This is a genomic window from Gordonia sp. C13, assembly GCF_023218005.1.
Lineage (GTDB): Bacteria > Actinomycetota > Actinomycetes > Mycobacteriales > Mycobacteriaceae > Gordonia > Gordonia namibiensis.
In genome coordinates this window covers 63,648-77,532 of record NZ_JALPSY010000028.1, presented here as the reverse complement: position 1 = coordinate 77,532, position 13,885 = coordinate 63,648, and the positions used below count along the sequence as shown (strand labels likewise).

Annotated in this window: 14 protein-coding genes; 2 read left to right on the top strand and 12 right to left on the bottom strand. The window is 68.7% G+C overall.

Annotated features, from left to right (window positions below; genetic code table 11):
* Nucleotides 1-30: 30 nt before the first annotated feature.
* The 3 genes from M1L58_RS19240 to guaB all read right to left on the bottom strand — a co-directional run bounded on the left by M1L58_RS19240 (nucleotide 31) and on the right by guaB (nucleotide 4,679).
* Nucleotides 31-1,785 (bottom strand): GMC family oxidoreductase N-terminal domain-containing protein, encoded by a 1,755-nt coding sequence (locus M1L58_RS19240; protein ID WP_248660103.1) that lies wholly within the window; start codon nucleotides 1,783-1,785, stop codon nucleotides 31-33.
* Nucleotides 1,786-1,928: 143 nt separating this feature from the next.
* Nucleotides 1,929-3,083: a GuaB3 family IMP dehydrogenase-related protein gene (locus M1L58_RS19235; protein ID WP_006865987.1), complete on the bottom strand. Its 1,155-nt coding sequence runs from the start codon at nucleotides 3,081-3,083 to the stop codon at nucleotides 1,929-1,931.
* Nucleotides 3,084-3,167: 84 nt separating this feature from the next.
* Nucleotides 3,168-4,679, bottom strand: coding sequence for an IMP dehydrogenase (gene guaB / locus M1L58_RS19230; protein WP_006865988.1), 1,512 nt, complete (start codon nucleotides 4,677-4,679; stop codon nucleotides 3,168-3,170).
* A gap of 169 nt (nucleotides 4,680-4,848) precedes the next feature.
* On the opposite strand from guaB, the gene M1L58_RS19225 reads away from it, so the two are divergent.
* Nucleotides 4,849-5,238: a DUF5319 domain-containing protein gene (locus tag M1L58_RS19225; protein WP_005195870.1), complete on the top strand. Its 390-nt coding sequence runs from the start codon at nucleotides 4,849-4,851 to the stop codon at nucleotides 5,236-5,238.
* Between the two features lie 92 nt (nucleotides 5,239-5,330).
* Here M1L58_RS19225 and M1L58_RS19220 read toward each other — a convergent pair whose 3' ends face one another.
* The 3 genes from M1L58_RS19220 to M1L58_RS19210 form a co-directional block, all read right to left on the bottom strand.
* Entirely contained in the window at nucleotides 5,331-6,392 is a 1,062-nt protein-coding gene (locus tag M1L58_RS19220; RefSeq protein ID WP_248660102.1) for an anti-sigma-D factor RsdA, read from the bottom strand.
* Nucleotides 6,376-6,963 (bottom strand): sigma-70 family RNA polymerase sigma factor, encoded by a 588-nt coding sequence (locus M1L58_RS19215; protein ID WP_040535584.1) that lies wholly within the window; start codon nucleotides 6,961-6,963, stop codon nucleotides 6,376-6,378. The genes M1L58_RS19220 and M1L58_RS19215 overlap by 17 nt, the downstream gene beginning before the upstream one ends.
* Before the next feature lie 120 nt (nucleotides 6,964-7,083).
* Entirely contained in the window at nucleotides 7,084-7,944 is an 861-nt protein-coding gene (locus M1L58_RS19210) for a hypothetical protein (protein WP_248660101.1), read from the bottom strand.
* A 417-nt stretch (nucleotides 7,945-8,361) separates the two neighbouring features.
* Here M1L58_RS19210 and M1L58_RS19205 point away from each other — a divergent pair, with 417 nt between their 5' ends.
* A complete protein-coding gene (locus tag M1L58_RS19205; RefSeq protein ID WP_006865993.1) occupies nucleotides 8,362-8,658 on the top strand; it encodes a WhiB family transcriptional regulator in 297 nt (98 codons plus the stop codon).
* A gap of 138 nt (nucleotides 8,659-8,796) precedes the next feature.
* On the opposite strand, the gene groL is transcribed toward M1L58_RS19205, so the two are convergent.
* The 6 genes from groL to tsaE form a co-directional block, all read right to left on the bottom strand.
* Nucleotides 8,797-10,413, bottom strand: coding sequence for a chaperonin GroEL (groL, locus tag M1L58_RS19200; RefSeq protein ID WP_006865994.1), 1,617 nt, complete (start codon nucleotides 10,411-10,413; stop codon nucleotides 8,797-8,799).
* A gap of 121 nt (nucleotides 10,414-10,534) precedes the next feature.
* Nucleotides 10,535-10,834: a co-chaperone GroES gene (gene groES, locus M1L58_RS19195; RefSeq protein WP_004019185.1), complete on the bottom strand. Its 300-nt coding sequence runs from the start codon at nucleotides 10,832-10,834 to the stop codon at nucleotides 10,535-10,537.
* Nucleotides 10,835-11,046: 212 nt separating this feature from the next.
* Nucleotides 11,047-12,093 carry a tRNA (adenosine(37)-N6)-threonylcarbamoyltransferase complex transferase subunit TsaD gene (tsaD, locus tag M1L58_RS19190; protein WP_248660100.1) on the bottom strand — a complete coding sequence of 349 codons (1,047 nt, stop codon included), beginning with the start codon at nucleotides 12,091-12,093 and terminating at the stop codon, nucleotides 11,047-11,049.
* On the bottom strand, nucleotides 12,090-12,599 hold the full coding sequence (rimI, locus tag M1L58_RS19185; protein ID WP_248660099.1) for a ribosomal protein S18-alanine N-acetyltransferase: 510 nt from the start codon (nucleotides 12,597-12,599) through the stop codon (nucleotides 12,090-12,092). Before rimI ends, tsaD begins: the two co-directional genes overlap by 4 nt.
* Nucleotides 12,596-13,333 (bottom strand): tRNA (adenosine(37)-N6)-threonylcarbamoyltransferase complex dimerization subunit type 1 TsaB, encoded by a 738-nt coding sequence (gene tsaB, locus M1L58_RS19180; protein WP_154882778.1) that lies wholly within the window; start codon nucleotides 13,331-13,333, stop codon nucleotides 12,596-12,598. The genes rimI and tsaB overlap by 4 nt, the downstream gene beginning before the upstream one ends.
* Nucleotides 13,330-13,848 carry a tRNA (adenosine(37)-N6)-threonylcarbamoyltransferase complex ATPase subunit type 1 TsaE gene (gene tsaE, locus M1L58_RS19175; protein ID WP_248660098.1) on the bottom strand — a complete coding sequence of 173 codons (519 nt, stop codon included), beginning with the start codon at nucleotides 13,846-13,848 and terminating at the stop codon, nucleotides 13,330-13,332. The genes tsaB and tsaE overlap by 4 nt, the downstream gene beginning before the upstream one ends.
* Nucleotides 13,849-13,885 lie beyond the last annotated feature (37 nt).

Below are 13,885 nucleotides of genomic sequence, written 5' to 3'. Positions count from 1 at the left end.
CTATAGCCGCATATCTTCTACGAAATCCCGTCAGGCGGGCCGGGTGACCGGCGTGATCGGCAAGCGCAGCGCGCCGGGAGCGTCTGCCGGGACGACAGGCGACGTCGGCACCGTGGGATCGATGCGCCGGTAGCTCTCCCCCTGTGGCGGCCGGCGGTCGTCCTCACCCTTGTTCGGCCACAGTGCGATCGCACGCTCGGCCTGGGCGCAGATGGTCAGCGACGGGTTCACACCGAGGTTGGCCGAGATCGACGCACCGTCGGTGACGTGCAGCGTCGGGTAGTTCCACACGCGCTGGTAGGGGTCGATGACGCCGGTCGTCGGGTCATCGGAGATGGCACAGCCGCCGAGGTAGTGGGCGGTGAGCGGCATGTTCAAGATGTCGCCCCACGTGCCGCCGGCGATCCCGCTGTTCATCTTGGCGGCGATCCGGCGGGTTGCCTCGTTGCCCTTGGGGATCCACGTCGGGTTCGGCTCGCCGTGCCCCTGCTTGCTGGTGACATAGCGCAGCGGACCCCGCTTGCGCACGAAGGTCGTCAGCGAGTTGTTGTTGTTCTGCATGACGAGAGCGATCACCGTGCGCTCGCTCCACTGCTTCACGACGAGCAGCCGAACCAGGAGGAACGGGTTCTTCGCGACCTGCTTGAGGAACTGACCGAACCGGTTGCGACGCGTGCCGCCGTCGGTGAGCAACGTCTGCAGATACGCGATCGCGTTGGAGCCCTTGCCGTATCGCACCGGCTCGATGTGGGTGTTCGGCTCCGGGTAGAACGACGAGGTGATCGCGACGCCGCGCGAGTAGTCGTTCTCCGGATCGATCCGCGACCCCATCGCACCCAGGATCGACTCCGAATTCGTGCGCGTCAACCGTCCCATCGCATCCGAGATCTGCGGCAGCGTGGTCAGTTTCGCGTGATGCATCAGGCGTTGGGTGTTGAATGTCCCCGCGGCGAGGATCACCTGGCCGGCGGTGAAGGTGCGCTTGCGTTGTCCCAGCGGTCCCCAGGACGACGAGTGGTGCGTCCCGACCTCCCACGAACCGTCGGCCCGCTGGACCAGCGAGTCGACCGTCGTGCGGTCGATGATGGTGGCGCCGTTGCGTTCTGCGAGTCCCAAGTAGTTCTTCATCAGCGTGTTCTTGGCGCCGACACGGCAGCCGGTCATGCAGGCGCCGCACTCGGTGCAGGCGGTGCGATCGGGTCCTGCGCCGCCGAAATACGGGTCGGGCACCGTCTCGCCGGGCGCTCCGTCGAAGCCGGTCTTCGCGCCGAAGAACACGCCGACGGGCGTGGGGGTCACGGTGTGGCCGACGCCCATCTCCTCCGCCACCTCGGCGACGATCCGGTCCGAAGAGGTGATGGTCGGGTTCTTGACCACGCCGAGCATCCGTCGCGCCTGGTCGTAATACGGCGTGAGCTCGTCCTCCCAGTCGGTGATGTGGTTCCACTGGGGGTCGGTGAAGAACGGCATCGGCGGCTTGTACAGCGTGTTCGCGTAGTTCAGTGAACCGCCGCCCACACCCGCACCGGCCAGGATCATCACGTCCTTCAGCGCGTGGATGCGCTGGATTCCGTACAGACCCAGCTTCGGCGCCCACAGCCAGCGGTTGAGACGCCAGCTGGTCTTCGCGAACTCGTCGTCGGAGAAGCGGCGACCCGCCTCGATGACGCCGACGCGGTAACCCTTCTCCACCAGGCGCAGCGCGCTCACGCTGCCGCCGAAACCGGAGCCGACGATGAGGACGTCGAAATCCGGAGAGCTGTCGGATCGCTTCTTCACACCCATGCAGACCATGCTAATGGTCGTTGTCACATGGGATGACCCAGGTCACCCTAACCCTTCGATACGCGTCCTCCGCAAGCTCCGGACGCTACTCAGGGAGCGAGTGTGCCGATCCTCCGCAAGCTCCGGACGCTACTCAGGGAGCGTCAAGCGTGGACGGACAGCCCCACCCGCTGGAACTCCTTGAGGTCGCAGTACCCGGCCTTGGCCATCGCGCGACGCAGGGCGCCGACGAGGTTGAGCTCGCCGAACGGGTCGTCGGAGGGACCGTTGAGGACACGCTCGAGGCTCGGACGGTCGGCGTTGCCGGCGACCTGCAGGAGCGCACCGCGCGGGGTGTCGGGGTGGGCAGCGGCCGACGGCCAGTACCAACCACCGCCGGGAGCCGATGCCGAGGCGGCGAGCGGCGTGCCGAGCACGGCGGCGTCGGCACCGCAGGCGATGGCCTTGACCAGGTCGCCCGAGTTGTGGATGTCGCCGTCGGCGATCACGTGGACGTAGCGTCCGCCGGTCTCGTCGAGGTAGTCGCGGCGGGCAGCGGCCGCGTCGGCGATGGCGGTGGCCATCGGCACGCCGATGCCCAGCACCTCACCGGTGGTGGTCGCACCCGCGGCCGAGCCGTACCCGACGATCACGCCGGCCGCACCGGTACGCATCAGGTGCAGCGCGGTGCGGTGGTCGTGCACGCCGCCGGCGATCACCGGGATGTCGAGTTCGGCGATGAAGGTCTTGAGGTTCAGCGGCTCGCGAGCACCCTCGCCGTCGACCTGGGCGACGTGTTCGGCGGAGATGATCGTGCCGTGCACGACGAGCAGCTCGACACCGGCCTTGAGCAGTGCCGGGGTCAGCTCGGGTGCATGCTGCGGGCTGACGCGGACCGCGGTGGTGACACCGGCGTCGCGCACCTGCGCCACGGCTTCGGCGAGCAGACCGCTGTCGAGGGGTGCGGCGTGCAGCTTCTGCAGATGACGCACCGCGGCATAGGGATCGGGATCACCGGCGGCGATGGCAGCCAGCTCCTCGAGTTTGGCGTCGACGTCGCGATGCCGGGCCCACAGCCCCTCGCCGTTGATGACGCCGAGCGCACCGAGCTTGCCGAGCTCGATGGCCACCGACGGCGACACCAGCGCGTCGGTCGGGTGGCTCAGGATCGGCGACTCGAACCGGTAGGCATCGATCTGCCACGCGGTGGAGACGTCCTTGGAGGAACGGGTCCGACGGGACGGGACGATGCTGATGTCGTCCAGTTCGTAGGTCCGTCGGGCCGTCCGGCCCATGCCGATTTCGACGAGGTCACGCACCAGTGCGCCTTTCTGGGGAGTTCAGCTGCACATCGACCCTACGGTGTCCCCGGCCCGAACGGACCGGGGACACCAGGGCGGATGTCAGCGGGAATAGTAGTTGGGTGCCTCGGTCGTCAAGGTGATGTCGTGCGGATGTGACTCCTTGAGTCCGGCCGCAGTGATCTGGACGAACCGCGCCGTCTGCAGATCGGTGATCGACGACGACCCCGTGTAACCCATCGCGGCGCGCAGGCCACCGACCAGCTGGTGGATCACCTGGGACAGCGGCCCGCGGAACGGCACCCGACCCTCGATGCCCTCGGGGACCAGCTTCTCCTCCTTGAGGACGTCGTCCTGGAAGTAGCGGTCCTTGGAGTACGACTTGGCCTGGCCGCGTCCCTGCATCGCACCGAGCGAACCCATGCCGCGGTAGCTCTTGAACTGCTTGCCGTTGACGAGCACGAGCTCGCCGGGCGCCTCGGCGGTGCCGGCGAGCAGCGAACCGAGCATCGCGGTCGAAGCACCGGCCGCGAGGGCCTTGGCGATGTCGCCCGAGTACTGCAGACCGCCGTCGGCGATGACCGGGACGTCGGCCTTCTGACAGACGGCGACGGCCTCGAGGATCGCGGTGATCTGCGGTGCGCCGACACCTGCCACGACGCGGGTGGTGCAGATGGAGCCCGGTCCGACGCCGACCTTCACCGCATCGGCACCGGCGTCGATGAGGGCCTGTGCGGCCTCACGGGTGGCGACATTGCCGCCGACCACGTCGACGCGGTCGCCGACCTCGGCCTTGAGCTTCGCGACCATGTCGAGCACGAGACGGTTGTGGGCGTGGGCGGTGTCGACGATGATCACGTCGACGCCGGCATCGGTCAGCGCCATCGCGCGGTCCCACTGGGGTCCGCCGGTTCCCACGGCCGCGCCGACGAGCAGGCGACCGTCGGAGTCCTTGGTGGCGTTCGGGTGCTGTTCGGTCTTGACGAAGTCCTTGACGGTGATCAGACCGGTGAGGCGGCCGTTTCCGTCGACGATCGGCAACTTCTCGATCTTGTTGCGACGCAGCAGCCCGAGGGCGGCCTCGGCGGAGACACCCTCCTGCGCGGTGATGAGCGGCGCCTTGGTCATGACCTCGGCGACCGGTCGGTTCTGGTCGACCTCGAAGCGCATGTCGCGGTTGGTGATGATGCCGATCAGCTCGCCCTTGTCGTCGACGACGGGCAGGCCGGAGATGCGGTACCGCGCGCACATCGCGTCGACCTCGGCGAGGGTGTGGGTCGGCGAGCAGGTGACCGGATCGGTCACCATGCCGGCCTCGGACCGCTTGACGGTCTCCACCTGGGCCGCCTGCGCCTCGATGGAGAGGTTGCGGTGCAGCACGCCCATACCGCCGGCGCGCGCCATCGCGATGGCCATGCGAGACTCGGTGACGGTGTCCATCGCCGAGCTCACCAGCGGCACGCGAAGGGTGACGTTCTTGGTCACCCGCGAGGAGGTGTCGACCTCACTCGGGATCACATCCGAGGCCGAGGGCAGCAACAGGACGTCGTCGAAGGTCAGGCCGAGCATTGCGACCTTGCCGGGATCGTCTCCACCGGTGCGAACATGCGTCATCGGTCCATCGTATCGACTCGCCCGATGCGGCGATCGTCACACGTGCACTCCGGTACCGATGACCGTATCCGGGGCCCGTGTAGCCACCTCCGCCACGCCCGCCGTATATCGCCTGAATACCTTCGAACGCCTGCGGCGTGACAGCCCGGGAATCCGCTACGGTGGTGGTGTGCGTGACCACCTCCCACCCGGCCTCCCGCCGGATCCGTTCGCCGACGACCCGAGCGACCCCGCTTCCGCATTGGACAGCGTCGAGCCCGGTATCCCGTTGGACGAGAACGAGCGGCTGGCGGTCGAAGAGGACCTGGCCGACCTCGCCGTTTACGAGGCACTGCTCGCCCATCGCGGCGTCCGGGGCCTCGTCGTCGTCTGCGACGACTGCCACGAGGACCACTACCACGACTGGGACATGCTCCGCGCGAACCTGATCCAGCTCCTCATCGACGGCACCGTCCGGCCGCACGAGCCGGCCGTCGACCCGCGTCCCGACGCCTACGTCACCTGGGACTACTGCCGCGGCTACGCCGACGCTCGCAACCACTACGACGAAGGCCGCTGACCCGGGACGATCTCGAACCACCACTCCCTCTCATACGACTGCGCCCGTACCGATCTCGGTACGGGCGCAGTCGACTGTGGAGTTGAGGCGGGCTATCGAGGGTGCCCCTCCGACGCATCGACGCCGGGCGGCGGTGTCCACGGGAAGGCCGGGAAGTCGGCCGGGGTCCGCGTCATCGACGAGCTCGTCGACGGCACCTCCTCGGTCGGCTCGCTGGGCGGGCTCGACGGCACGGTCGGCTCGCTCTGACCGGGCTCCTCGACCGGGGCGGGCACCTCGGTCGTGGGCGCGGTGGTCACGGAGATGTCCGAGGGCGACGGCCGCTCGGATCGCTTACGCACGTCCGGCTTGGTGGTCGGCTCACCCGACTCGGTCACCGCGGGCTCCGACCGGTCGGCCGACGACGTCGCCTCCCTGGTGGACGGCAGACCGGCACCGGCACGGAGTCGGTTCATCCAGTCCGACATCTCCTGGCGGGTGTCCTTGTCACGCATCGGCCCCATGCTGTTCTGGGCCTTGGCGATGAAGCTTGCGGCCGCGGCGGTGTCGCCGGCGGCGATGGCGGCCTCGGCGCGCTCGAGGTTGCCGCGCACATCGTAGGCGGCCTTGGTCTCGGAAGCGGCCTCGGCGAACACGACCTGCTTGACGCCCCACAGCGGGTCGCCCGGCTGCGAGCCCTCGGACATGACGGTCAGGCCGGCTGCCGCGACGATGACGATCGCGGCCGCGCCGGACACGACGCGGAGGTGGCGCACCATTCGACGGCCACGACTCGCGCGTTCGGTGCTCTCGATGGCCCGCTCGACGTCGTCGACGGAGACCAGCTCCGGCACCGGGGTCGACACGACGTCGTTGCGCCAGCCCGAGAGAAGTTCTGCGAGTTCGTATTCGGTGTCGTCGCGCGTGGGGACGGGGACGTCGTGGGCGAGCGCCTCGAGGAAGTTCTCGTCGAAGCCGACCTCGGAAAGGTCCAGCGACTCCCCGCCGGCCACGCCCATTTCGCGCTCGAGGTCGCCGTCGGCGGACGCGGGACCACCGGCGGACGGGCCGCTCGGACCCGGTCCCCGACCGTGGGCCGGCGGCTGACCGGGACGGCTGAGCTGCTCACGCCCGTGGACGGAGCGACGATGGCGCCAGTCAGATCCTCCGCTCATCGTGACCTCCTGTCCGTTTCAACTCGTCCTTCAACTTCGCCAACGCCCGGTGCTGGGCGACGCGAACCGCACCTGCGGTGCTTCCGATCATCTGGGCCGTCTCCTCGGCTGACATGCCGACGACCAGCCGGAGCACCAGCACCTCGCGCTGTTTCTCCGGAAGTATGTCGAGTAGGGCGCGCATCCGCCTGCTGCCGTCGGCGTCGAGGGCGAACTGCTCCGGTCCGCCGGTGACGTGACCGACCTCGGGCACGTCCTCCACCGGATCGGACTTGACCCGGGCGGCGACCCGCATGGCGTCGGCGACCTTGTGCGAGGTGATGCCATAGACGAAGGCCATGAACGGCTTGCCCTGGTCCCGATAACGGGGCAGCGCGGTCATCACCGCCATCAAAGCCTCCTGCGCGATGTCATCTGCGGAGAACAGATGGCGTTCTCCGGTTCCGATTCGCCCTCGGCAATAGCGCAGGATCGGTTCCTGCACGCTTTCGAGGACTGACGTGAGAGCTGAACGATCGCCCTGGCCTGCGGCCCGGACGGCGTCGTCCAACTCACCACCTGTCAGTTTCATCGCGCGTAGGAATCCCCGTGTTACAGATCGGTTGACCGTTTGTGAGCCGGTCCTGTTACGGGCCCCGACACCCCTGAACGTCACGTCAACGCCGAGGCAGACCCTCAAACACCTTAGCCATCAACCCTCGGGCCTCAGTGCCATGCCCTTACCGACCAGCGTGGCGCGAAGCTCCCGATACCTCTCCTCCTCCGAGGCCGACGCCGCGCCGATACCGGTCAGCAGGCTCAGTCCCGCCCACTCCAGGGGCAGCAGACCACGTTCACCTGCGTCGACGACGACATCGCGGGCCCGGGTGGCCGACACCCCGATCTCCCCCACACCGGCGAGTGCCGCCGCATGGATGAGAGAGGTCTTGACGCGGTGCCGCGCGGGCACGCCCGAGGTGGCGGACAGATGCCGGACGAGCGCAGTGCCGGCCTCCGCGTGGGACAGCCCCGCCGCAGTGTTTCCGGAATAGAGGCCGAGTTCGGCACTGACCCACTCCCAGCGCAGCCGGCACCGCCCGAGTGTGAGCCAGTCCACACGCTCCGCCGAGGCCCAGCCCTCTGGGGACAACAGCTTCCGGGCCCGGTCCAGCAATCTCCCCGATGCTCCGAAACGGAGGAGACCGAGGTTGTCCGCTGCCAGTCCGATGAGGGCGTCGGCCCGTGCCGCCCGCACCGGGTCGGCGGCTGCCACGGTGCCCGGGGCCGGATCGACCATCGCGACGGCTGCGAACGCGTGGCCGTCGACCCCCTGCGCGAGGTCGTGGCGTCCGCCCTGCCTGAGTAGAGAGGCCGTCGTGCTGCGGCACAGTGACAGCAGTGCCGCCGCATCCGGGTCGCGCGGCATCGACCCGTGCGCGGACCTCACGTCCACACCCAATCGCGCCAGATCGGTGAGCGCCGAGGCGTACTCACCGCGGCCCCCCGCCTCGACGGCAGCCTTCCAACGCAGTTCAGAGGCCCTGTCGAGGCCCTGTGAAGTGGTCTTGATCACTACATCTCTTTTGGTTTGCATGAATTTAACGAACGATTCCCAACGTTAATCCTGAGACCAGATCACCGGCGGATGAGAAGAAGATTTCCTTGGTGTTAACCGTTGACATGGTCGTCGTTTGCCGATCAACGCACACGCGCCCACCCGGCGAATGACAAACTATCGAATAGCTGCAGGTCATCGACCATTCCTTTCGTCCATCCAGACGGCATGCAAACCCCCGCGGAGCACTGTGCTAGCACCTTCCGTCCATCTAACGCGCCGTTAACATTTCCGAGACTTTCACCCTGCGGATGGCCGATTTCGACGGTATTGACGCCATTTCTCAGGCCCGCTTAATGTGAGCCACAGCGTTGCAGGAAATCGACGTTTCTCCACCGCGCACCACGGTGCGGCCCTAGACAAGGAGCAGCTGCCATGCCTCAGCCCAACCATCTCCCCGGCCCCAACGCAGACATCTGGGACTGGCAGATGTCCGGCCTCTGCCGCGGCGTCGACTCTGCGATGTTCTTCCATCCTGACGGTGAACGCGGCCGTGCGCGCGCCCAGCGCGAGCGTCGCGCCAAGGAGATGTGCCACCAGTGTCCCGTCATCGCCCAGTGCCGCGAGCATGCTCTCGCCGTGGCCGAGCCCTACGGGATCTGGGGCGGGCTCTCGGAGTCCGAGCGCAGCATGCTGATGAAGCGCGGTGTCGGCCGCCGCCTGGCGAGCTGAACAGTCCGTAGCCGCCGGCGGAAAGGGACCCGCCGGCGTCAGGGCCACCGCGGCACCACCGCGAACAACACAGGAGCCGGGCATCCGCAGTGGATGCCCGGCTCCTGTGTTGTGTACTACCGGAGCGACGCGCTCGGATCAGTGGGCGTGACCGTGTCCGGCGTGGCCGGCCGGCTCCTCCGCGGGCTGATCGGTGATCGCGGTCTCGGTGGTGAGCACCATGCGGGCGACCGAGGCGGCGTTGACAACCGCGGAACGGGTCACCTTCACCGGGTCGATGATGCCCTCGCCGACGAGGTCACCGAAGGTGAGGCTCGCGGCGTTGAAGCCCTCGTTCTTGCCGAGGTCGGCGACCTTGGACACCACCACGGCACCGTCGAGACCCGCGTTGGAGGCGATCCAGTACAGCGGGGCCTTGGCGGCGTCCCGGACCACGCGGACGCCCAGCGCCTCGTCGTCGGTCAGCGAGTCGGCGAGCTCATCGAGCACCTTCGACGCCTGGACGATGGCCGAACCGCCGCCGGGGATGATGCCTTCCTCGACCGCGGCCTTGGCTGCGGCGACGGCGTCCTCGACGCGGTGCTTGCGCTCCTTGAGCGAGGTCTCGGTGGCCGCACCGACGCGGATGACGGCGACGCCGCCGGCCAGCTTGGCCAGACGCTCGGCGAGCTTCTCCTTGTCCCAGTCGGAATCCGACGCCTCGATCTCGCGACGCAGCTGCGCGGCGCGACCGGCGATGGCCTCCTTGGTGCCCGCACCCTCGACGATCGTGGTGGCGTCCTTGGTGACGACGACACGACGCGCCGAACCGAGGACCTCCAGGCCCACGGTCGACAGGGTGAGGCCCACGTCCGAGGTGACCACGGTGCCGCCGGTGACGACCGCGAGGTCCTCCATGAACGCCTTGCGACGGTCACCGAAGAACGGCGACTTCACCGCGACTGCGCGGATGGTCTTGCGGATGGAGTTGACCACGAGGGTCGACAGCGGCTCGCCCTCGACGTCCTCGGCGACGATCAGCAGCGACTTGCCCGCCTCGACGACCTTCTCCAGCAGCGGCAGGAACTCCGGCAGCGAGCTGATCTTGTCGCGGTACAGCAGCACGAGCGCGTCCTCGAGGACCGCTTCCTGGCTGTCGACGTCGGTGACGAAGTACGGCGAGAGGAAGCCCTTGTCGAACTGCACGCCCTCGGTGATGTCGAGTTCGGTCTGCAGGCCCGAGCCCTCTTCGACGGTGACGACGCCGTCGGCGCCGACCACGCTCATCGCCTTGCCGACCATCTCGCCGATCTCCTCGTCCCGCGAGGAGACGGTGGCGATCTGGGCGATGGACTGCTCGCCGTCGACCGGGGTCGCGGCGGCCAGCAGGGCCTCGCTCAGTGCGTCGGCGGCCTTGCTGATGCCCTGACCGAGTGCGATCGGGTTGGCACCGGCGGCGACGTTGCGCAGACCGGCCTTGACCATCGCCTGCGCGAGAACGGTTGCGGTGGTGGTGCCGTCGCCTGCGACGTCGTTGGTCTTGGTCGCGACCGACTTCACCAGCTGGGCACCGAGGTTCTCGAAGGGATCCTCGAGGTCGATGTCCCGGGCGATGGTGACGCCGTCGTTGGTGACGCTCGGTCCGCCGAAGGCCTTGGCGAGCACCACGTGCCGGCCGCGCGGGCCGAGGGTGACCTTCACGGTGTCGGCGAGCTGATCGATGCCTCGCTCGAGCGCCTTGCGCGCTACTTCGTTGAATTCAATCTGCTTGGCCATGAATCTCTTTCTTCGCGGGAGTCGTCCGGCACAACGCACACCGCCCCGGTACCCCTGCACGGGGAGCCGGGGCGGTGCGTCGAGTCACGAGACGACTCGCGGGGTCTGTGTGGCCCGAGTCCTACTTGCCGATGACGGCGAGGACGTCGCGCGCCGACAGGATCAGGTACTCCTCACCGGCGTACTTGATCTCGGTGCCGCCGTACTTGCTGTAGATGACGGTGTCACCTTCCTTGACGTCCACGGGGACGCGGTTGCCCTGCTCGGTGACCCGACCCTCGCCGACGGCGATGACGGTGCCTTCCTGCGGCTTCTCCTTGGCGGAGTCCGGGATGACCAGGCCCGAGGCGGTGGTCGTCTCGGCCTCGACGGCCTGCACCAGGATCTTGTCCTCAAGCGGCTTGATGTTCACGCTCGCCACGATGTGAGTCCTCAACTTTCGTACTGAGAAAGAATCTGCACGTTCATGGCCCTGGGACAAAACCTCGTCGTCGCGGGTGTCCGAGGCTTCACTCAGCGCCGACTAGCACTCTATACGTGCGAGTGCCAGCACTCAAGGGTGGAGGGTGCAAAATGCCGGAGTTTCGCTCGCCGCGATCACAGCTCAGGGGCGTCGGGACCACCGGAGACGGCTCAGAGCTGACTGACCCGCACCGACATCGCCGGGTCGGAGGCCACCGTGAGCGGCGACGGCGCCGCCCCTCCGGCGATCACGTGGGCACCCAGGGTGGCGATCATGACCCCGTTGTCGGTGCAGAGTCGCGGCTTGGGCACACGCAGCGTGATACCGGCGGCCGCGCAGCGTTCCTCCGCGAGCGACCGGATCCGCGAGTTGGCGGTGGCCCCGCCGCCGAGGACGAGGGTGTCGACCCCCAGATCGCCGCACGCACGGACCGCCTTCATGGTGAGCACGTCGGCGACGGCCTCCTGGAACGACGCCGCGACATCGGCCACCGGGACCGCCGCCCCGTCGCGCTCACACTTCTCCACGTACCGCGCGACCGCCGTCTTGAGACCGCTGAAGGAGAAGTCGTTGCGGGCGTCGCGCGGCCCGGTCATCCCGCGCGGGAACGCGATGGCCTTCGGGTCACCGTCGCGCGCGGCACGGTCGAGGGCCGGCCCACCGGGGAAGCCGAGGTGGAGGAGCCGGGCGACCTTGTCGAAGGCCTCCCCCGCCGCATCGTCGACGGTGGTGCCGAGTTCGACGATCGGCTCGGCGAGATCGGTCACGTGCAGCAGATGGGTGTGTCCGCCTGACACGAGCAGCGCGACGCACTCGGGCATCGGACCGTGCTCGAGGGTGTCCACCGCGACGTGGCCACCGAGATGGTTCATCGCGTACAGCGGCACGTCCCAGGCGAGTGCATAGGCCTTGGCCGCGGCGACGCCGACGAGCAGCGCACCGGCGAGCCCGGGTCCGATGGTGACGGCGATGGCATCAGGCAGGTCGATGCCGGCGGCCTCACGGGCGCGGCGCATCGTCGGCACGATGGCCTCGAGGTGTGCGCGCGAGGCGATCTCGGGGACGACACCGCCGAAGCGCGCGTGCTCGTCGACGCTCGAGGCGACCTCGTCGGCGAGCAAGGTCGCGTAGCCGGGGGTGTCACCGTCGGCCGGCGTCCAGCGCACGATCCCGACTCCGGTCTCGTCGCAGGAACTCTCGATGCCCATGACGATCACGCCGGGCCCTCCTCGGGATCGAGCGGCCGCCCCGAACTCGGGACCCGCAACATCGTGTAGGCATCCGCGCCGGACGGCTGATAGTAGTTCCGGCGGATCCCGGCGGTGCTGAAGCCGTGCCGGGAGTACAGGGTGATCGCGACGTCGTTGTCGGTGCGGACCTCGAGGAAGACCGGTGCGTCGACGGCGTCGGCCACCGTCAGCATCGCGTCGAGAAGGGCCTTTCCGATCCCCCGACCGCGATGGGCGGGATCGACGGCGATCGTGTGGATCTCGCACTCGTAGGCGTCGGGCTGACCGAGCGTGGAGATCCCGGCGTAACCGATGACCTCCCCACCCGCGCGTTCCCGCGCCGCGAAGTAGGTGTTGTAGGGCGCGTTCAGTTCGGCCCGGAACGCCGAGGCCGGCCACGGCGAGTCCTCGGCGAACATCTGCTTCTCCAGCGCCGCGCACCGCGGGATGTCGCCGTAGATCAGTGCGTCGATGATCAGTTCCGGTGCCGTCACCGCGCGGCTCCCAGTTTCCGGGCCTTCTGCTCGACAGCGTCGGGGCGTCGGAGGTACAGCGGCACAAGGGGTTCGGGAATCTCGCCGGCGATGATCGCGGGGGCGGCCGCCGCGACGAGTCCGCGCGCCGATGGCACGGTGGCCTGGGGCGGCGCTCCCGTCCAGCCGACCAGTTCCAGATGTGACGCCGAACCCGACGCCGCGCCGACCTCGCCGGCGGTGAAGACCGGGGACAACTCGTCGGCGACCGCCGCCGGGGCGGTGACCTCGGGGCCGCGCACCCGCGCACCGTCGCGGTACAGCGCCCAGTACACCTCTCGGCGCCGGGCGTCGGTGACGACGAGGACGTCGGGACGGCCGGCGGGCGGGGTCGTGTCGAGGGCGAGCGCATCCAGCGAACACACGCCGTGCGCAGGGAGGCCGAGCGCGTCGGCGAAGGCCGCGCCGGTGGCCATACCCACGCGCAGGCCGGTGAACGGCCCGGGACCGCATCCGACGACCACCGCGGCCAGCGCATCGCGGGAGATCCCGGACTCGGCAAGGCATTCCGCGATCAGGGTGGTGAGCAGTTCCGCATGTCGGCGATGGTCGGTGACGACGCGCTCGGCGAGCACCCGCACGTCGGCGACCGTCTCCCCGGTCAGTTGGACGATCCCGGTGACCACCGAGTCGGTCGCGGTGTCGATCGCGAGCACCGTCCGCGCCGCGTCGAGATCTCCTCCGCCGGAACTCATTCCTCGGTCACCCACTCCCATTCCACATGTCGCACATCGGTGTCCACGTCGCGGCGCAAGCGCACCACGAGATAGCGCTGGGCCAGCCGCTCGGCAACACCCTCACCCCATTCGACCACGACGACCGCGTCGGTCAGCTCGGTGTCGAGATCCAGGGCGTCGAGTTCGTCGAGACCGCCGCGCGCCAGGCCGCCTTCCCCGTCGTCACCGGCCAGCCCGAGCCGGTAGGCGTCGACGTGGACCATCGCCGGGCCGCCGGGACGGCCCGGCCGGTGCTCACGCGCGATGATGAAGGTCGGCGACGTGACGCGGCCCTCGATCCCCAGACCTGCGCCGATCCCGCGCGCCAGAGCGGTCTTGCCCGCGCCGAGCGGGCCGTCGAGGATCACCAGGTCACCCGGGGAGAGCACGGTCGCGAGTTCGGCGCCGAAAGCCTCGGTGTCGGCGACCTCCGGCAACTCGCGGGTCCCGGTGCGGTCGGTGACCGGCGTCGGGTGCGTACGGTCTGTGTGCATGGCGTCGGTCTGCGTTTCGTCTGGGTGAGATCCCTCG

What these genes read in the sequence shown, in the direction of transcription:
- M1L58_RS19240 (WP_248660103.1), bottom strand. Translation starts at nt 1,785, where the DNA reads ATGGGTGTGAAGAAGCGATCCGACAGCTCTCCGGATTTCGACGTCCTC.
- guaB (WP_006865988.1), bottom strand. Translation starts at nt 4,679, where the DNA reads ATGACGCATGTTCGCACCGGTGGAGACGATCCCGGCAAGGTCGCAATG.
- M1L58_RS19220 (WP_248660102.1), bottom strand. Translation starts at nt 6,392, where the DNA reads ATGAGCGGAGGATCTGACTGGCGCCATCGTCGCTCCGTCCACGGGCGT.
- M1L58_RS19215 (WP_040535584.1), bottom strand. Translation starts at nt 6,963, where the DNA reads ATGAAACTGACAGGTGGTGAGTTGGACGACGCCGTCCGGGCCGCAGGC.
- M1L58_RS19205 (WP_006865993.1), top strand. Translation starts at nt 8,362, where the DNA reads ATGCCTCAGCCCAACCATCTCCCCGGCCCCAACGCAGACATCTGGGAC.
- groL (WP_006865994.1), bottom strand. Translation starts at nt 10,413, where the DNA reads ATGGCCAAGCAGATTGAATTCAACGAAGTAGCGCGCAAGGCGCTCGAG.
- tsaB (WP_154882778.1), bottom strand. Translation starts at nt 13,333, where the DNA reads ATGAGTTCCGGCGGAGGAGATCTCGACGCGGCGCGGACGGTGCTCGCG.
- tsaE (WP_248660098.1), bottom strand. Translation starts at nt 13,848, where the DNA reads ATGCACACAGACCGTACGCACCCGACGCCGGTCACCGACCGCACCGGG.